Source organism: Geomonas edaphica, assembly GCF_004917075.1.
Classification (GTDB): Bacteria; Desulfobacterota; Desulfuromonadia; order Geobacterales; family Geobacteraceae; genus Geomonas; species Geomonas edaphica.
Window position 1 is genome coordinate 279,243 of record NZ_SSYB01000003.1, and the last position, 16,236, is coordinate 295,478.

General features: G+C 60.8%; 14 protein-coding genes. 3 read left to right on the forward strand and 11 right to left on the reverse strand.

Annotation, left to right across the window (positions count from 1 at the left end; genetic code table 11):
- Nucleotides 1-48: 48 nt before the first annotated feature.
- The 6 genes from E8K79_RS10320 to E8K79_RS10345 form a co-directional block, all read right to left on the reverse strand.
- A complete protein-coding gene (locus E8K79_RS10320; protein WP_136514671.1) occupies nt 49-786 on the reverse strand; it encodes an alpha/beta hydrolase in 738 nt (245 codons plus the stop codon).
- Nucleotides 787-805: 19 nt separating this feature from the next.
- Entirely contained in the window at nt 806-2,485 is a 1,680-nt protein-coding gene (locus E8K79_RS10325; RefSeq protein ID WP_136514672.1) for a sensor histidine kinase, read from the reverse strand.
- Nucleotides 2,486-2,698: 213 nt separating this feature from the next.
- Entirely contained in the window at nt 2,699-3,007 is a 309-nt protein-coding gene (locus tag E8K79_RS10330) for a hypothetical protein (protein ID WP_136514673.1), read from the reverse strand.
- Between the two features lie 231 nt (nt 3,008-3,238).
- Nucleotides 3,239-3,979 carry a succinate dehydrogenase/fumarate reductase iron-sulfur subunit gene (locus E8K79_RS10335; RefSeq protein WP_135870543.1) on the reverse strand — a complete coding sequence of 247 codons (741 nt, stop codon included), beginning with the start codon at nt 3,977-3,979 and terminating at the stop codon, nt 3,239-3,241.
- Nucleotides 3,979-5,892 (reverse strand): fumarate reductase/succinate dehydrogenase flavoprotein subunit, encoded by a 1,914-nt coding sequence (locus tag E8K79_RS10340; protein WP_136514674.1) that lies wholly within the window; start codon nt 5,890-5,892, stop codon nt 3,979-3,981. Before E8K79_RS10340 ends, E8K79_RS10335 begins: the two co-directional genes overlap by 1 nt.
- A 9-nt stretch (nt 5,893-5,901) precedes the next feature.
- Entirely contained in the window at nt 5,902-6,567 is a 666-nt protein-coding gene (locus E8K79_RS10345) for a succinate dehydrogenase cytochrome b subunit (RefSeq protein ID WP_135870541.1), read from the reverse strand.
- A 440-nt stretch (nt 6,568-7,007) separates the two neighbouring features.
- Between E8K79_RS10345 and tgt the strand changes: the two genes are divergently transcribed.
- From tgt to mazG, 3 genes are all read left to right on the forward strand, one after another.
- Nucleotides 7,008-8,114, forward strand: a complete 1,107-nt coding sequence (tgt, locus tag E8K79_RS10350; protein WP_135870540.1) for a tRNA guanosine(34) transglycosylase Tgt — start codon at nt 7,008-7,010, stop codon at nt 8,112-8,114.
- A gap of 9 nt (nt 8,115-8,123) precedes the next feature.
- Nucleotides 8,124-8,471 carry a c-type cytochrome gene (locus tag E8K79_RS10355; RefSeq protein ID WP_136514675.1) on the forward strand — a complete coding sequence of 116 codons (348 nt, stop codon included), beginning with the start codon at nt 8,124-8,126 and terminating at the stop codon, nt 8,469-8,471.
- A 67-nt stretch (nt 8,472-8,538) separates the two neighbouring features.
- On the forward strand, nt 8,539-9,333 hold the full coding sequence (gene mazG, locus E8K79_RS10360) for a nucleoside triphosphate pyrophosphohydrolase (protein WP_135870538.1): 795 nt from the start codon (nt 8,539-8,541) through the stop codon (nt 9,331-9,333).
- A gap of 267 nt (nt 9,334-9,600) precedes the next feature.
- On the opposite strand, the gene E8K79_RS10365 is transcribed toward mazG, so the two are convergent.
- From E8K79_RS10365 to E8K79_RS10385, 5 genes are all read right to left on the reverse strand, one after another.
- The gene (locus tag E8K79_RS10365; protein WP_136514676.1) at nt 9,601-10,152 is read right to left on the reverse strand and encodes a methylated-DNA--[protein]-cysteine S-methyltransferase; all 552 of its coding nucleotides are present in this window, start codon (nt 10,150-10,152) and stop codon (nt 9,601-9,603) included.
- Nucleotides 10,153-10,286: 134 nt separating this feature from the next.
- Nucleotides 10,287-11,855 (reverse strand): murein biosynthesis integral membrane protein MurJ, encoded by a 1,569-nt coding sequence (gene murJ, locus E8K79_RS10370; protein WP_136514677.1) that lies wholly within the window; start codon nt 11,853-11,855, stop codon nt 10,287-10,289.
- 198 nt (nt 11,856-12,053) lie between these two features.
- Nucleotides 12,054-13,220 (reverse strand): class II aldolase/adducin family protein, encoded by a 1,167-nt coding sequence (locus tag E8K79_RS10375; RefSeq protein WP_136514678.1) that lies wholly within the window; start codon nt 13,218-13,220, stop codon nt 12,054-12,056.
- A gap of 19 nt (nt 13,221-13,239) precedes the next feature.
- Nucleotides 13,240-14,979, reverse strand: coding sequence for an aldehyde ferredoxin oxidoreductase family protein (locus E8K79_RS10380; RefSeq protein WP_136514679.1), 1,740 nt, complete (start codon nt 14,977-14,979; stop codon nt 13,240-13,242).
- A 171-nt stretch (nt 14,980-15,150) separates the two neighbouring features.
- Entirely contained in the window at nt 15,151-16,224 is a 1,074-nt protein-coding gene (locus tag E8K79_RS10385) for a mannose-1-phosphate guanylyltransferase (protein ID WP_136514680.1), read from the reverse strand.
- Nucleotides 16,225-16,236: the final 12 nt, after the last annotated feature.

Genomic DNA, 16,236 nt, shown 5'->3' on the forward strand with positions numbered 1-16,236 from the left:
TCTTTTCACAAACGCCCCTCCCGAGATGAACCTACCCCCGTCCTGCCGTCAGGGATTCCTGATGCTGACCCGCCCCGGTGCCGCCCAGTCGTTATGTCCCCCGGGGATCTCGTGAAACACCGTCCCCGGCCTGCTCTCCGCCAGGGTCTTTGCGAACCGCGCCGGGATGACCTCGTCGTTCTTCGCGCCGAAGATCTCCAACTTTCCCGTATATCTCGCGAGTGATTTCACGTTGTCCCAGTCGTCCGCCAGAAGCAGACGCACCGGGAGAAACCGGTAGTGGTACTGTCCCACCCTGTGCAGCTTGTCAAAAGGCGCGACGAGGACGATTTTGTCCGGTGGCGGCGTCACCGTGGCGAGAAAGGACGCCGGCCCGCTGCCGAGGGATTCTCCGACCACGCAGACCGGTCTATCGGGATACTGCTGCCGCAAAAGCAGGTAGGCCTCTTTAGCCGCCTCGTTGATGCTCTCTTTGGAGGGGGTTCCCTGTCGCAGGCCGTATCCCGGGTACTCAAGGATGTAGACCGCATCCGTGCGGGAAAAGGAGGAAATGGCGTAAGCTCGGTCGCTTGCCTGGCCACCGTTGCCGTGGGTCATGAGCCAGACGTTCGCAGGGGTCGCGGCCGGGCGATAGACCCCGATGAGTTCGCCCTTGTCGCGCCACGGGATGAGACCGTTATCCCGGTCATGATGGGTGGGGAAGTAGAGAAGCTGCCGCTGCCAGGCCATGGCGCTCAGCAAAAGCGCCACCAGACAGACCAGCAGGAGTTTGAGCAATCTGAGCATGAGCCCTCCCGCGGCATGATCAGGGGAGGCAGAAATAGACGGTTGCGCCCTCGTCGACCACCCCGTGGGCCCACACACTGCCGCCGTGCCGCTCGACGATCCGCTTCACCGTGGCGAGCCCGATTCCCGTCCCTTCAAACTCGGAACCATGCAGCCGCTGGAAGGCGCCGAAAAGCTTGTTCTGGTAGGCCATGTCGAACCCAACGCCGTTGTCACGCACGAAGAAGGTATCTTTCAAAGCCCCCCCGCTGCGCCCCACCTCGATCCGGGTCAGCTCCCGCACGCTTGAGTATTTCCAGGCATTGGCCACGAGATTTTCCAGCATCTGCTCCAAAAGCCCCCGGTCTCCGTGCACCTCGAGGTCCGGCTCGATCAGCATCTCCACCCGGCGGCGCGGCTCGGCATCCTGAAGCTTGCTCCCTATTGAACGGGCCACCTCGCTTAAGTTAACCGGCACCTTGATAAGTTCCGAGCGCCCGATGCGGGAGAGCTCTAGCAGGTCGTCTATCAGGGTTCCCATCCTGCGCGTCGAGGCGCATACCCGCTCCAGGTACTGCTTCCCATCGGACGGAAGGTGGGAGCCGTACTCCTCAAGCACGATGGAGGTGTAGCTGTTGATGTGGCGCAGCGGCCCGCGCAGGTCGTGCGACACGGAATAGCTGAAGGTTTCCTGCTCCTTCATGGCGGCCTCGAGCCGGGCAGTGCGCTCGATGACGCGCCGCTCCAATTCCTCGTTCAAAAGGCTTAGCTCCTCGGCCATTCTTCGGGTCTGCGTGATGTCCCGGCTGATCCCGAAAACCCCAACCACGTTTCCGTCCTTGTCGTGCAACGGCCCTTTGGTCGCCTCGACCAGAACGCGCTCGCCGTTTGGCAGCGACAGCATGTGTTCAACAACGCGGATCACGTTGGAGCCCAGGACCCTTTGATCCTCCTCCATGACCCGCTGTGCCTCTTCGGGTGGGAACAGTTCCGTGTCGTCTTTGCCCTGTATCTCAGTCAGCGACTTTCCTGTCATCTGCGACGAAGCCTTATTGAAGAGCAGGTAGCGGCCGTTCACATCCTTCACGAAAACAGCATCCGTGGTCCCCTCGATGACGGCATTCAGTACTTCACGGTTTTGCTGCAGCGCACTCTCCACCAGCGCACTCTCAAGCAGGGTTCGCTGCAGTTTATCGTTCACCGACACGAGACGCTCTTGTTCCAGATCGTACCTTCTGAGCAAGGCCCAAAGCATGGTTGTGCAGGCACCGGCCGTCACCATCAGCCCAACCACGTGGTCCGCGATCCGCTCAGTCTCCGAGCGAAAGGGAACCACCCATTGCGGAAAACATAGCTCCAGCACGAGCAGTGCAATGATGTCTGCGATGGCAATTGCGACTAGTACCCACCGTTCCCGTCCGCGGAAGAAGATGGGGAGGTACATCACAATGCAGAAAAAATAAAAAGCTATACTCCCGTGCGACGCGCCGTTGGGAAACCAAACGAGGTTGAGCAAGGCGAGTAGCAGATAAAAGAGTAGCTTCGGGTGGCACCGCCCCCGGCAGGATTCCCGGAAGAGAACCAGCGCGAAAACGGAGAAAAGGGCAAGCAGCACATTGATGGAGGGGGGAAGAGCCTGCAGGTAGTTCGCCGGCATTATGACAAAAAAGGAGACGACGGCGGCCATCAGGCATAGTACTCCGAAGAGAACAAGCTCCATACTGGCTGCCCCATCTCGCCATATGCAGGCCTTCAATCTTGCGATGGAAGATGCTCTACAGCTCATATTAGCCTCGGGCGTCCGCTGATGTCGCAAACGAACTGTAAAGCTAACACATTAATTCAAATTGATAAAGAGTTAATTTAAGCAACGACAACCATCGTAGAGAAAGGCTCCGCGACGGTGACTTAAGCTCTTATGGCTCCTCCAGGTTCAGCGCCCTCTGCGCCCGATCACCTTGCGAAAAAGTAGCAGTTGGGCCGTGATATCCACGGCAAGTACTGCAGAGGTGAAATACAAAAGCCATTCCCTGTTGTCGAAATAGGCGAGACAGTTGAAGAACATGTACAGGGTGACGACCCAGGACAGAAGCCGCCGGACACTGAGGACGGTACGTTCGACCTCCTCCTCGTCGGTTCGGACAAGCAGAGCGACCGCCGGAGCGGCATAGTAGCCGACCGTGGCGTCGACGAAGGTGAGGAAGATGTTAGCGGCGAAAATGTAGGTCAGATGCTGGTCCATTGTGGCTCCTGGTCTTTGCTTACCAGGGATAATTAAGACAAAGCGGCACAGGAAGCAAGCACAATAAGAGCGCTGCCGAGATCCCTACAGTAGTCCAGTTGTCTGGGTCGAAAGATATAGGTTGTGGATGAATGGCACCCAGAGAGGCGGGGTGCAAGCACACCCTGATCACGAACATAAAAAGGGCGGAAGGTTTCCCTTCCGCCCCTTGTTTGATGCATAAGCTGCTTGTTACTTGAACAGCGCCTTCTGGTACTCGCGGTTCAGCCTTGCGATGAACTTGACGTTGATACCTTTCGGGCACGCGGCCTGGCACTCGTAGTGGTTCGAGCAGTTGCCAAAACCTGCTTCCTGCATAGCGTCGGTCATGGCACAGACGCGCTGTGCAGCCTCAGCCTTGCCCTGCGGCAGTGCGGCAAGCTGCGCCACCTTAGCAGAGGTGTAGAGCATCGCCGAGCCGTTCGGGCAGGCGGCGACGCAAGCGCCGCAGCCGATGCACTCGGCGGCGTCCATGGCGTAATCCGCATCCACTTTCGGGACGAGGATGGCGTTACCGTCGGCAACACCGCCGGTGTGGCAGGAGGTGTAACCACCGGCCTGCATGATCTTCTCGAGGCCGCTTCTGTCGACGATCAGGTCCCTGATGACCGGGAAGGCGAGAGCGCGCCACGGCTCGATGTAGATGGTGTCGCCGTCGCTGAAGTTCCTCATGTGCAGCTGGCAGACGGTGGTACGCTCCTGACCGCCATGCGGCACGCCGTTGATGACCTGGGAGCACATACCGCAGATACCTTCGCGGCAGTCGTGGTCGAACACGATCGGGTCCTTCCCTTCCTTGATCAGCTGCTCGTTCACTTCGTCAAGCATCTCCAGAAAGGACTGATCCGGACTTACGTTTTTGGCATCGTACTGCTCGAGCTTGCCCGGCTGATTGGGACCACTTTGGCGCCATACGTGTAGTGTGAGGTTCATTATTTATAACTCCTTACCGCCAGATGAACGTTCTCGAACGTCAACGGCTCCTTGTGCAGTTCGGGCTCTTTGTCGACACCTTTGAACTCCCAGGCTCCAACGTAGCAGTAGTTCTCGTCGTCACGCTTCGCCTCGCCGTCGGGCATCTGGTGCTCGACGCGGAAGTGACCGCCGCAGGACTCGTTCCTGTGCAGTGCGTCCTTCGCCATCAGCTCGCCGAACTCGAGGAAGTCAGCAACGCGGCCGGCGTTCTCCAGCTGCTGGTTCAGTTCTTCGCCCTTGCCGGTGACCTTGACGTTCTTCCAGAACTCTTCGCGCAGGGCCGGGATCCGCTTGATGGCGTCCTTGAGGGTCTCTTCGCTCCTCGCCATGCCGACGTTCTCCCACATGATCTTGCCCAGCTCGCGGTGGAACTCGGAGACGGTCTTCTTGCCGTTGATGTTGAGCAGGCGGTTGTTGTAGGACTTAACGTCCTCAACCGACTTCTTGCACTCGGGGTGGTCTTCCTTCACGGCACCCGGCTTGGTCTTCGCCAGATAGTTCGCGATGGTGTAGGGGATGACGAAGTAGCCGTCGGCGAGGCCCTGCATGAGCGCGGAAGCGCCCAGGCGGTTCGCGCCGTGGACCGAGAAGTTAGCCTCGCCGAGGACGAAGAGGCCCGGTACGTTGCTCTCGCAGTTGTAGTCGACCCAGAGGCCGCCCATGGAGTAGTGCGGAGCCGGGTACATACGCATCGGCTGCTTGTACGCGTTCTCGTCGGTGATCTTCTCGTACATCTCGAAGAGGTTGCCGTAGCGCTCGCGGATGGTGTGCTCGCCCACGCGCTTGATCGCATCGGAGAAGTCGAGGTTCACGCCGCGGCCGCCGGGGCCGACGCCGCGCCCGTCGTCGCACTGCTCCTTGGCCGCACGCGAGGCGATGTCGCGGGGGGCGAGGTTACCGAAGGAGGGGTATTTCCTCTCCAGGTAGTAGTCGCGCTCGTCTTCCGGGATGTCGTTGGGGTGACGGTTGTCACCTTTTTTCTTCGGAGCCCAGCAGCGCCCGTCGTTTCTGAGCGACTCGGACATGAGGGTCAGTTTGGACTGGTGCTCACCGTGCTGCGGGATGCAGGTCGGGTGGATCTGGGTGTAGCAGGGGTTGGCGAAGAAGGCGCCCTTTTTGTGGGCACGCCAGTTCGCGGTGACCGAGCAGCCCATCGCGTTGGTGGAGAGGTAGAACACGTTGACGTAGCCGCCGGTGCAGAGCACCACGGCGTCACCCACGTGGGTACGGATCTCGCCGGTGATGAGGTCGCGGATCGTGATGCCTTTAGCCTCGCCGTCAACCACGACCAGGTCGAGCATCTCGGTACGGGCGAAGAGCTTCACGGTGCCGGCCTTCACCTGACGGGAAAGAGCCGAGTAGGCGCCCAGAAGGAGCTGCTGACCTGTTTGGCCACGGGCGTAAAAGGTACGGGAGACCTGGGCGCCGCCGAAGGAGCGGTTATCCAGGTAACCTGCGTAGTCGCGGGCGAACGGGACGCCCTGTGCGACGCACTGGTCGATGATGTTGTTGGACACCTGGGCCAGACGCCAGACGTCAGCCTCACGGGCACGGAAGTCGCCACCCTTGATGGTGTCATAGAACAGGCGGTAGATGCTGTCGCCGTCGTTCGGGTAGTTTTTCGCGGCGTTGATGCCGCCCTGTGCTGCGATGGAGTGGGCGCGGCGCGCGCTATCCTGGTAGCAGAAGGCTTCGACGTTGTAGCCGAGCTCACCCAGGGTAGCTGCGGCTGCGCCACCGGCCAGGCCGGTGCCTACAACGAGAACTTTGTACTTACGCTTGTTTGCGGGGTTAACCAGCTTCAGGTCGAAGCGGTGCCTGTCCCACGAGGTCTGAATCGGTCCTTTCGGACATTTTCCGTCGAGTATCACTTGAACCCCCTAAAGTTTCAATAAGCCAGCCAGGATGACGGCAGGAATCGAGATGTATGCGAGCATGAGAACGGCGGAGATAACCTTGCCGCCGGTACCGAAGGCCGGGATGGTCTTCTCGTTGTTCCAACCCATGGTCTGCAGGAAGCTCGGGATGCCGTGGGAAAGGTGGAGGAACAGCATGATCATGGCGAAGGCGTAGGCCAGTGCGATGAGGCCGTTGCCGAAGCTGGTGACCACCATCCTGAAGACGTCCGGACGGTTCGCAGAGTCGAGGCCGATAACGACGTCGGGGGTGCCATGCACGGTGAACTGAAGCAGGTGGTACACGATGAAGGCCAGAACGAGCAGACCGGTCCAGATCATGTTCTCGGAGGCGAAGCTCGCCTTGAGGTTTTTCTTCACCGCGTAGGCGCCGGGGTTGGCAGCCTTGTTCTCCAGGGTCAGCATGACGCCGTAGCAGATATGAACGGCGATGGCTGCGCCCATGAAGAGGCGGAAGGCCCAGACGAGCGGCGGCAGGCTATGCAGGTGCTCAGCATAGGCGTTGATGCCGTTGGGGCCGAAGAAGATGGTGGAGTTGCCGATCAGATGGATCAGGATGAAGAGGATCAGGAGCTGACCCGTGATGGACATCAGGATCTTTCTTCCCACAGAGCTAGTTAAGATTCGCATGTTTTTTTGTCCCTTTGCCTTTTTATCTATTGAATCAGATGGTGGAAATGCTTGCGTACACCGGAGGAGTACAAGTCCCGAAGACCCGATGACGGGGCGGACTCGCGGCTTCCGCTTCAGGGGATGGAGGACCTCGCCACGGGATCAGTGTCTGCATAGCTTTTCTCCTTTTATTAAATTCACATGAGCATCTTCGGATGGTATCTATAGCACAAAAATCGGCGGGTTGATAGACGCGCATATTAAATGCCGTTATACGAAAATGCAACAGTTTTTTGTATACAGCATACAATTAATGGTTCAAGCAAGTTAGCCCCCTCTAAATCACACTAACCATGTTTTGAAATTCCGCTTACGCGGCGTTGCTGTTGCTTTTTACACCCCTCTCTGCTAATTAGGATAACAGTCCGCAGTAAAACACGATAAGCAATGGAAGGTTCATGATTTACAAACTACTGAAGAAAGACAAAAGGTCCGCCGCGCGCCGGGGCGTAGTAAAAACCGCACACGGCGAGATCCAGACTCCTATATTCATGCCGGTGGCAACCCACGCCGCCATGAAAGCGATGACGCCTGCCCAGGTCAAAGAGACCGGCGCGCAGATCATCCTATCCAACACCTATCACCTGCACCTGCACCCGGGCGAGGCCCTGGTGGAAAAGGCGGGGGGGCTGCACAAGTTCATGTGCTGGGACGGCCCGATCCTCACCGACTCCGGCGGGTTCCAGGTCTTCTCCCTGCCGAAGAAACGGATCACCGAGGAGGGGGTTTTCTTCCGCCACGAGGACACCGGCGAGGAGATCTTCCTCGACCCGGCCAAGGCGGTCGCCATCCAGGAGGCGCTCGGCGCCGACATCATCATGAACTTCGACGAGTGCATCCCCTACCCCTGCGACAAGGCGTACGCGGAGCGCTCGACCGAGAAGACGATACGCTGGGCGAAGCAGTGCCGCGAGGCGCACAAACGCGAGAACCAGTACCTCTTCGGCATCGTGCAGGGGAGCGTGTTCGAGGATCTCAGAAAGCGCTGCGCCAAGGCGCTCGTGAAGATGGATTTCCCCGGCTACGCCATAGGCGGGGTATCCGTCGGTGAAGGGCTGGAACTTTTGAAGCAGGTGGTCGGCTACACGGCGCCGCATCTTCCCGAGGACAAGCCGCGCTACCTCATGGGCGTCGGCCTTCCCGAGGACATCCTCGAGAGTGTCGAGCGCGGCGTGGACATGTTCGACTGCGTCATCCCGACCCGCTACGCGAGGAGCGCGACCCTCTTCACCAACCGCGGCCGCATCAGGCTAACGAATAAGAACTACCGGCGCGACTTCTACCCGGTCGAGCCGAACTGCACCTGCTACACCTGCCGCAACTTCACGAGGGCCTACCTGCACCACCTGTTCACCTCGAACGAGGTGCTCTCGGCGATCCTTGCAAGCATCCACAACGTGCACTTCTACCTGAACATGATGTCCGAGATCCGGACCGCGATCGAGGAAGACCGCTTCGTCGAGTACAAGGAGCAGTTCCTCGCCGCCTACATGAAGGGTAAATAGGAGGCCGCCATGAATAGGTGCCTACTCGTAGCGGTTATGGCGACCGCGCTTGCCGCCGGTTGTTCCAGGCACGAGGAGACGCAGGCTCCGCAGCAGAAGAAGTCCCCGGCGCAGCTGGAACTTTACGGGGAGGCACTCTTCAACGAGCGCTGCCGGGATTGCCACGTGGTTGGAGACAAGGGGGGAGCGGTCGGCCCCGCGCTCACCCACGTGGGGAGCGCGCGCGACCGTCGCTTCCTCGAACGCGTGATCCGGGAGCCGTCGAAGGTCTATCCCGGCACCGCCATGCCCCCCTACGACACCTTTTCGAAGAAACAAATCGACTCCCTGGTCGACTACCTAAGCGGGCTCAAGTAGTTCCAGACTCCCCCTCCCCTGCCCTCCCCCGCCGGGGGAGGGAATAATTCCTTCCGGAGAACCATCCATGTCCACCGAAACCATTCAAGACCGCTTCGACCGACTCATGACGATCATGCGCCAGCTGCGCGCACCGGGGGGATGCCCCTGGGACGCCGAACAGACCCACGATTCCCTCAAGCGCTACCTCCTGGAGGAGTCCTATGAGGTGATCGAAGCGATCGACGCCAAGGACGACGCGCTTTTGAAGGAGGAGTTGGGGGACCTGATCCTGCAGCCGGTCTTTCACGCGGCGGTCGCCGAGGAGCGCGGCGCCTTCACCATGGACGAGGTGCTCGACGCCATCAACGAGAAGCTCGTGCGTCGCCACCCCCACGTCTTCGGTGACCAGGTGATCGAAAGCAGTGCGGCGCAGGTGGAGAACTGGGAGAAGATCAAGAAGGGAGAAAAGGGAGACGAGCGGAAATCGGCCCTCTCCGGCATCCCGCCGCACCTCCCTGCGCTCATGAAGGCGCATAAGATCACGGAAAAGGCGGCGCGGGTCGGCTTCGACTGGGAGCACACGGACCAGGTCTTCGCCAAGGTAATGGAGGAACTGCAGGAATTCCAGGAGGCGATGGCGGCCGGGGACCAGCAGGAGATGGAATCGGAGCTGGGCGACCTCCTCTTTGCCATCGTGAACCTCGGGAGGTTCATGGCGATCGACCCGGAGGAGGCCCTGAGGAAGACCATCCAGCGTTTCACCCGTCGCTTCAGCCACATCGAGGACACCCTGCACGGCAGGGGGGAACGGCTGCAGGACACAAGCCTCGAGGAGATGGACCGGCTCTGGGAAGAGGCCAAGAAAATGGAGAAACGTTGAATCTAGTTAATGTTTTTGGAGGACCAGAGAATTATCCACACATTTTGTGGAAAAGGTGTGGATAACGGTGTTGACAATTTTAGAAACCTACGCCTTTTAAGCACTTTCCGCGTTCTGCATAAATATTGGCCACGCTGATATTCGAACGAAAAAACAGCTACTTACAAATTTTTGTATACATTTGAGGATTATCACCCCCAACAAAATTAGTCCAACCTAATTAGGCTTAAAGCCATGGTGGAAATCCTGTGCATAAGTGTAGGAATTCTACCGAATCACGCCCCCTCCGACCACGACATTTACCCCTTCCATCATGAGAAGCTCCCGCTTGGAATCGATCCCTCCCGGGGCGGTGAATCCGGTCATGACTCCGCTCGCCCCCACCACGCGATGGCAGGGGATGATGATCGGCAGCCGGTTCTTCGCCATGGCGCCGCCGATGGCCCGCGCCCCCCTCGGTGTTCCGCAGGCGCCCGCCACCTCTCCGTAACTTTGCACCGTTCCGTAAGGTATCGCGGCGACCATCCGGTAGACCTCCCGCTGAAAGGGGGTGAAGCCGGTCAGGTCCAGGGGGAGGTCGAAACCGACCTGCTCGCCGCGGAAGTAACGCTCTAGGAGCGCGGCCGCGGCCCGGGTCAAATCGCTCCCCTCTTTCGCCAGCGGATGGGACATGCCGGCGGCCTCGAGCGCATCGGCGTGCGTCTTCAGACCATAGGGAAGATGATGGGCCAAAAGCCCCTTACTACTTGCCGCGACAAGGCCGAAACCGGCGGCGCTCTCGTAAATGCTCCAGGCGGTGGCTGCTGCTTCCTGTTTCATAGGTCGACTCCATAAAAAAACGCGCAAGATCCGTGACATGCCACAAAGAACAAGGGAGACGATACCATTTCGTCCCCCTTTCTTTCCAGCGGAATCTGCACGTTCTTGCGCGTCCGGTTCTAGTCATGCCCGGTCTATCTTCTTAGCAGCTTTTTCCTCACCAGGGCGACCACGTCCCGCGCCTCGTCGCAACGCAAAAGGTGCGAGGCGGCAAGGAAGACGACGATCCCCACCAGCACCCCTCCCCCGAGTACGCCCCCCTTCAAAAGGCGCCTGCCGGCCATGGACCAGTCGATGAGGCCCATGATCCAGTACACGGCAACGGCCATCGGCACCGAAGCGGCGATCCCTTTCAGGGCGGACACGGTGATCGCCCCCCCACCGAAGCGACCGATCTTTTTCCTCAAGAACCACAGGAGCAGCAGCATGTTGCCGAGCGCCGAGAGGGAAGAGGCGAGCGCCAGCCCCCCGTGCAGCATGGGCCCCATCAGGAGCAGGCTGAAGAGTAAGTTCAGCAGGAAGGCGATGAAGGCGGTGGTAACCGGGGTCTTCGTGTCCTTCAGCGCGTAGAAGGCCGGGACCAGCACGCGCACGAGCGCAACGAAGGTGAGGCCGATCGAGTAGTACAAAAGGGCGACGCCGCACTTTTGCGCCTTAGCGTAGTCGAAGGCCCCGCCCATGAAGAGGAGCGAGAAGATGGGGGTGGCACAGAACATGAGCCCGACCATGGCCGGGATGGTGATGAAGAGGGTGAGCCTCACCCCGTAATTGAGCGACTCCTTGAGGGCGTCCATATCCCCCACCGCGGCCTGCCGGCTCATCGAGGGAAGCACCGCCTGGGCCACCGACACCGTGAAGATCCCCTGGGGGAACTCGAAGAGCCGCTGGGCGTAATAAAGGTAAGAGACGCTACCTTCCGGGAGCAGGGAGGCGAGGATGGAGCCGACGGTGATGTTGAGGTAGTAGACGCCGACGCCGAACACCGACGGTCCCATGAGGAGCGTGATCCGTTTCAACGCGGGGTGGTTCAGGTTGAAGTTCGGGCGGATCGGGAAACCCATCCGGTAAAGCACGGGGAGCTGCAGTGCAAGCTGCAGGACACCGCCGATGAGGACGCCGACGGCAAGCGCCACGATGGGGACCTGGAAGCGGTCGTGCAGCAGCAGGGCCGAGAGGATCATTGAGATATTCAGGAACACCGTGGAGATGGCCGGGGTGAAGAAGTGGCGCAACGTGTTCAGTATCCCCATGCAGAGCGCAACCAGGCTAACGAAGAAGATGTACGGGAACATGAGGCGGTTCAACAGGATGGTGACCGAGAGTTTCTCGGGGTTGCCGGAGAAACCGGGGAACATCAGGTGCACGAGCTGCGGCGAAAAGATGATGCCGAGGATGGTGACGGCCGCCATCACGATGGTGAGCGCGGTGAAGCACACGTTCGCGAGCGCCCTGGTCTCCTCCTCCCCTTTCGTGGTATGCCACTCGGAAAAGGTGGGGACGAAGGCCGAGGTGAGCGCACCTTCGGCGAAGAAGCGGCGCAGCATGTTGGGGATCTGGAAGGCGGCGAAGAAGGCGTCCGTGTAGAGGCCTGCGCCGAACAGGCGGGAGACCACCATGTCGCGGATCATCCCCATGATGCGGGACAGCATGGTGGCAGCGCCCAAAACGCCGGCGGCGCGGGCTATGTTTTTCTTTTCAGACAAAATCCCTCCAAAAAATCAAAAGCATCAAGACTCAACGCAAAGACGCGGAGCCGCAAAGACGCGAAGAAAACCTGAAGTCAGGGTTGAAAGGCGTAATCCGGAGGACGCTGAGCGTTCCGGACTTGTTGCGTCACACGCTGATGCATGAGAACAGGTTTGAAGGCTTTCTTTGCGTCTCCGCGCCTTTGCGTCTTTGCGTTAAAGCATTTCTTCCACCCGCCGGAAGTATTCCTCCCGGCAGAAGTTCTCGACGTCGACCATGGTGGCAAAGGCCTCGCCGAATCCCTCGCGCCCGAGGGTGAAGACGCCGTGCCCGTAGACGATGGCGGACCCGCTCGCTCCGATCACCGGAGGGACGCGCTTTGCCAGCCCCCCGGCGCCGATCTCGCCGGCAACGACCGGCGTTCCGCCCAGGTCGCGCACGTGCGGACAGTCCTTCCAGCAGTCCTTGATGCTGCACTCTTTCTTCCGGTCGCACAGCATGCTCATCACCACGGCGAACTTAGGATGGCCGTGCAGGATCACCCGTGAGCCGGTCTGTTCGTAGATCTTGCGGTGCGCCAAAAGTTCGCTGGAAGCGGTGATCCCGGTGGTCGAGGAGTTGTCGGCGGGAACCGGGTCAATGCACCCTTTCAGTTCGTCGAGGCTCGCGGCGGTCTGCGATATGTAGATGAGCTCTCCCGCCACGGCGGAGATGTTGCCGAAGAAGGAGTCGACGAGGCCGCGTTCCACGGTGTAGCGTCCCACCCGCTCGATCTCGGCCAGAATCGCTTCTTTATCCCCAGGCAACGACGGGACGAAATCGAGCCCTGCTGCCGAGAGAGGCCTAAGCCACTGGCTGCGGAACGCCTCGAACGCCTCCCGCTCGCCCGGAAGCCTGAACCCGTCGGCCAGCACGTCCTGCAGGTATTTTACGAAGGTGGAATGGAACACCGAGGAGTAGTTGATGAAGGCCTGCTCCACGGTGATGGCGCCGACGGCGACGATCCCCACCCCTTCCACGATCACCCCTTTCCGGTTGCCTAGCAGCTTGGCAAGTACGGGGGCGGGATCGCCGGAAAGGTCCTTTTGACGTAGGAAGGGGATGTCGTGCAGGAAGGTCCGCGTCTCGGTGTCCTGGGGGACTATGCACTCCTCCTCAGCGTCAGTGCGTGCGATGAGGAAATCGGCAAAGGGGAGCGAGGGGCGCGCGGCGACGAGCGCCAGGGAGTTCAGGCGCGAAAGCGTGTTTCCCGCCAGTTCGGCAAGCCCCGGCGCGCCCGCCGTGATGAGGACGTCATCCTGCGCGGCGAAGGCGATGCCGTCGGGGCAGGCGGAACGGTCGGCAAGGAGTTTTCCCATGTATTTATCGATCTGGTCTCGCATCTCTCACTTCGCTCCCTGTTTAGGGGATCTCCTCCAGGATGTTGCGGCCGCCGAAAGAGCCGTTCTCGTCGAGGCCGCGGATCCGGTAGTACTTCTGCAGCTCCTCCGAGAAGCGCTCCCGGTCCACGGGTGGAACGTCGATCCCTTCGCCGCCGCTCCCCGGTTCGGTGAAGAAGCGCTCCGGAAGCGTGTCATCGGCCCGGGAAAAGCCGTTTTCGCAGTTGTAGAAACGCTCGGTCAGGTAGATGCGCTCCCCGATTGTCTTGAGCAATTCCGGTCCGTACTCCACGCCGGTCACCGCTGTCAGGAGCTCGCCGTACTCCTCGAGCGTTGCGCCGAAGAAGGCGAACTTGCAGGCGACGAGGGAGTCGACCGCGGCGTTCACATCCTCGGCGATCTTGATGATGCGGGCCTTGCCCGAGAAGGAGAAGCGGTCGGTCGGGACCGGTTTTCTCAGGATCTCGTGCGAGATGGGGTAGGCGCGCAGGTGGCAGCCGCCGCGGTTCGAGGTCGCGTAGGCGAGCGCCATGCCGTAGGCGCCGCGCGGGTCGTAGGCCGGCAGCTCCAGGGATTTCACCGACATGGAAACCTCCCGGCGCCCCAGATGCTCGGCGGCGCGGCGCGACCCCAGACTCAGAAGCTCCCCCTCTCCCCTGCGGCAGGCGATGTCGGCTAGAAGAGTCGCAACCTCCGTGGGGTCCGGGAAGCGTCCCCGTGCCTCACCGAAAGCGGAAAGCGTGGCCGCCGCAGAGATGGTGTCCATACCGAGCTCGTTGCAAAGCGAGTTCGCCCTCACGATGGCGTGCAGATCCGAGATGCCGTTCAGGGCGCCAAAGTGGTTCACCGTCTCGTATTCGGGGAGCGCCTCACCTTGAGCGCTCGCCTTCTTGCACTGGATCGGGCAGCCGTAGCACCCCTCTTTTTTGGCGCCGCACTCCCTCTTTATCGCCGGGCCGGAGTAGTTTCCCGAGTCGGCGAAGAAGGTGGCGCGGAAGTTCTCGGTTGGGGCCATACGACGCTGCGCCATCAGGTCGACCAGGGCAGGCGTGCCGTACTCGGATATGCCGAGCTCCCCGAAGATGACCGGCGAGGCGCGGAAGAGGCGCATGACATCGCCGCGGGCGGCTTCGAAGCGCTCCCGGTCTGCGACCGGCGTGGTCCCCTCTCCCTGCACCGTGATCGCCTTAAGTCTTTTGCCTCCCATGACGGCGCCAAGGCCGCCGCGGCCGATGGAGTTCCCCTCCCCCATCATGATGTTGGCGAAGAGGACGCCGTTTTCCCCGGCAGGCCCTATGGCGGTTACCGAGCCGCGCTCCTTCAGGGAGGCCACGGTCTCCTTCACCCCCTTCCCCCAGAGGGCCCCTGCGGGGAGGAGTTCGGTGCGTGCGCCGTCGATGGCGAGGAAGACGGGTCGGTCGCTTTGGCCGGTGATGAAGACAGCGTCGAGGCCCGCGGCCTTTAAGCGCCAGGCGAAGCGTCCTCCGGCCGAGCAGTCGTAGATCGTGCCGGTGAGTGGTGAGCGGGAAACACAGGCGAGGCGGGCCGCGGTGGGGGAGTTGGTGCCGCAAAGGGGACCTACCGCGAAGATGATCGGCATCTCCGGATCGAAGGGATCGAGGCGGAAGAAGTCGCGCATGAGGCGGACGCCCAGGCCCCGTCCCCCGAGGTAGGCGTGCAGGATTTCAGTGGGGATCTCCCTGCGCTCGCAGGTGCCGCGGGTGAGATCGACGTGCAGCAACTTTCCGGTCCAGCCAAACATAAAAACCTCGTAAACCCGTTCAACGTTCAGCGTTCAGCGTTCGACAACGGTTCCCTGTCATCGGCCTGCAACGGTACGGCATCTAGTCGCTTCGTAACACTCAGAAAGCATGATGATGCTGGAATTAGAGGAGGAACTCCCTTGAACGTCGAACGCTGAACGTTGAACGTTTTAAAGCAGTTCCACCTTCCCCTGGCGCTCCAGTTCCTCTACCACCTTCTTCACGTCCTGGGCTGCATCCTTCGCGCAGACAAGAAGCGCATCCGGGGTGTCCACCACGATCAGATCGCTTACCCCGACGAGCGCCACCACCTTGCCGCCGCCGTAGGCGAGACATCTCTTCGCGCCCACCGATACCGCTCCGCTCGCGTTGATCACCACGTGTCCCGCCGTGTCGGCGTCCATCACCTCGGGGAGCGCGCTCCAGGAACCGACGTCGCTCCAGCCGAACGACGCCGGTATCACCTGCACGTCCTTCGCCTTCTCCATGACGCCGAAGTCGATGGATTCCCCCTTGATGGCGGCGTAGATCTCGGCGATCTGGGGTTTGAGATCGGCGATCTCCCAGACGTGGGACTCGAAGCTGAGCCGTGCCAGCGCCAGGGAGAGCTCCGGCATGTGTCGCCCGATCTCGTCCAGTATGGCGCAGGCGCCCCAGACGAACATGCCGCTGTTCCAGTAGAAACGCCCGCTCGCCAGAAACTCCATCGCCCGCTCGATGTTCGGCTTCTCCACGAAGCGCTCGACGGAAGCGGCGCCGGAATTTCCCGCGACGGCGGCCTCGATGTAGCCGTAGCCGGTCTCGGGTCGCGTCGGCGTGATCCCGAGCGTCACCAGGGCGCCGCTCACCGCGACGGAACGTGCGGCAACCAGGGTAGCCCTGAAGGTCTCCTCGTCGACGATGTAGTGATCGGCCGGCAATACCGCCATGATGCCGTCGGGATCGAAGCGGGCGATGATCGAGGCGGCAAGACCGATGGCAGGCGCCGTGTTGCGGCCTACCGGCTCCTCGATGACGTCGACAGGGACGCCCTTTATGTACGCCAACTGGTTCCTGGTCTCGGCCGCCTGCAGGGCGTTGGTTACCACCAGTACCCGCTTCGGGTCAAGCGGCAGGACCCGCTCCACGGTCCGCTGCAACATGGACTTGCCGCCGAAAACCGACATGAGCTGCTTTGGTGTGCTCTTGCGGGACAGGGGCCAGAACCTGGTCCCGGATCCCCCGGCGAGAATGACTATGTACATGGTTTCCTCCAT

Coding starts and splice junctions, on each gene's coding strand:
- E8K79_RS10320 (WP_136514671.1), bottom strand. CDS start 786: ATGCTCAGATTGCTCAAACTCCTGCTGGTCTGTCTGGTGGCGCTTTTG.
- E8K79_RS10325 (WP_136514672.1), bottom strand. CDS start 2,485: ATGGAGCTTGTTCTCTTCGGAGTACTATGCCTGATGGCCGCCGTCGTC.
- E8K79_RS10330 (WP_136514673.1), bottom strand. CDS start 3,007: ATGGACCAGCATCTGACCTACATTTTCGCCGCTAACATCTTCCTCACC.
- E8K79_RS10335 (WP_135870543.1), bottom strand. CDS start 3,979: ATGAACCTCACACTACACGTATGGCGCCAAAGTGGTCCCAATCAGCCG.
- E8K79_RS10345 (WP_135870541.1), bottom strand. CDS start 6,567: ATGCGAATCTTAACTAGCTCTGTGGGAAGAAAGATCCTGATGTCCATC.
- tgt (WP_135870540.1), top strand. CDS start 7,008: ATGATTTACAAACTACTGAAGAAAGACAAAAGGTCCGCCGCGCGCCGG.
- E8K79_RS10355 (WP_136514675.1), top strand. CDS start 8,124: ATGAATAGGTGCCTACTCGTAGCGGTTATGGCGACCGCGCTTGCCGCC.
- mazG (WP_135870538.1), top strand. CDS start 8,539: ATGTCCACCGAAACCATTCAAGACCGCTTCGACCGACTCATGACGATC.
- E8K79_RS10365 (WP_136514676.1), bottom strand. CDS start 10,152: ATGAAACAGGAAGCAGCAGCCACCGCCTGGAGCATTTACGAGAGCGCC.
- E8K79_RS10375 (WP_136514678.1), bottom strand. CDS start 13,220: ATGCGAGACCAGATCGATAAATACATGGGAAAACTCCTTGCCGACCGT.
- E8K79_RS10380 (WP_136514679.1), bottom strand. CDS start 14,979: ATGTTTGGCTGGACCGGAAAGTTGCTGCACGTCGATCTCACCCGCGGC.
- E8K79_RS10385 (WP_136514680.1), bottom strand. CDS start 16,224: ATGTACATAGTCATTCTCGCCGGGGGATCCGGGACCAGGTTCTGGCCC.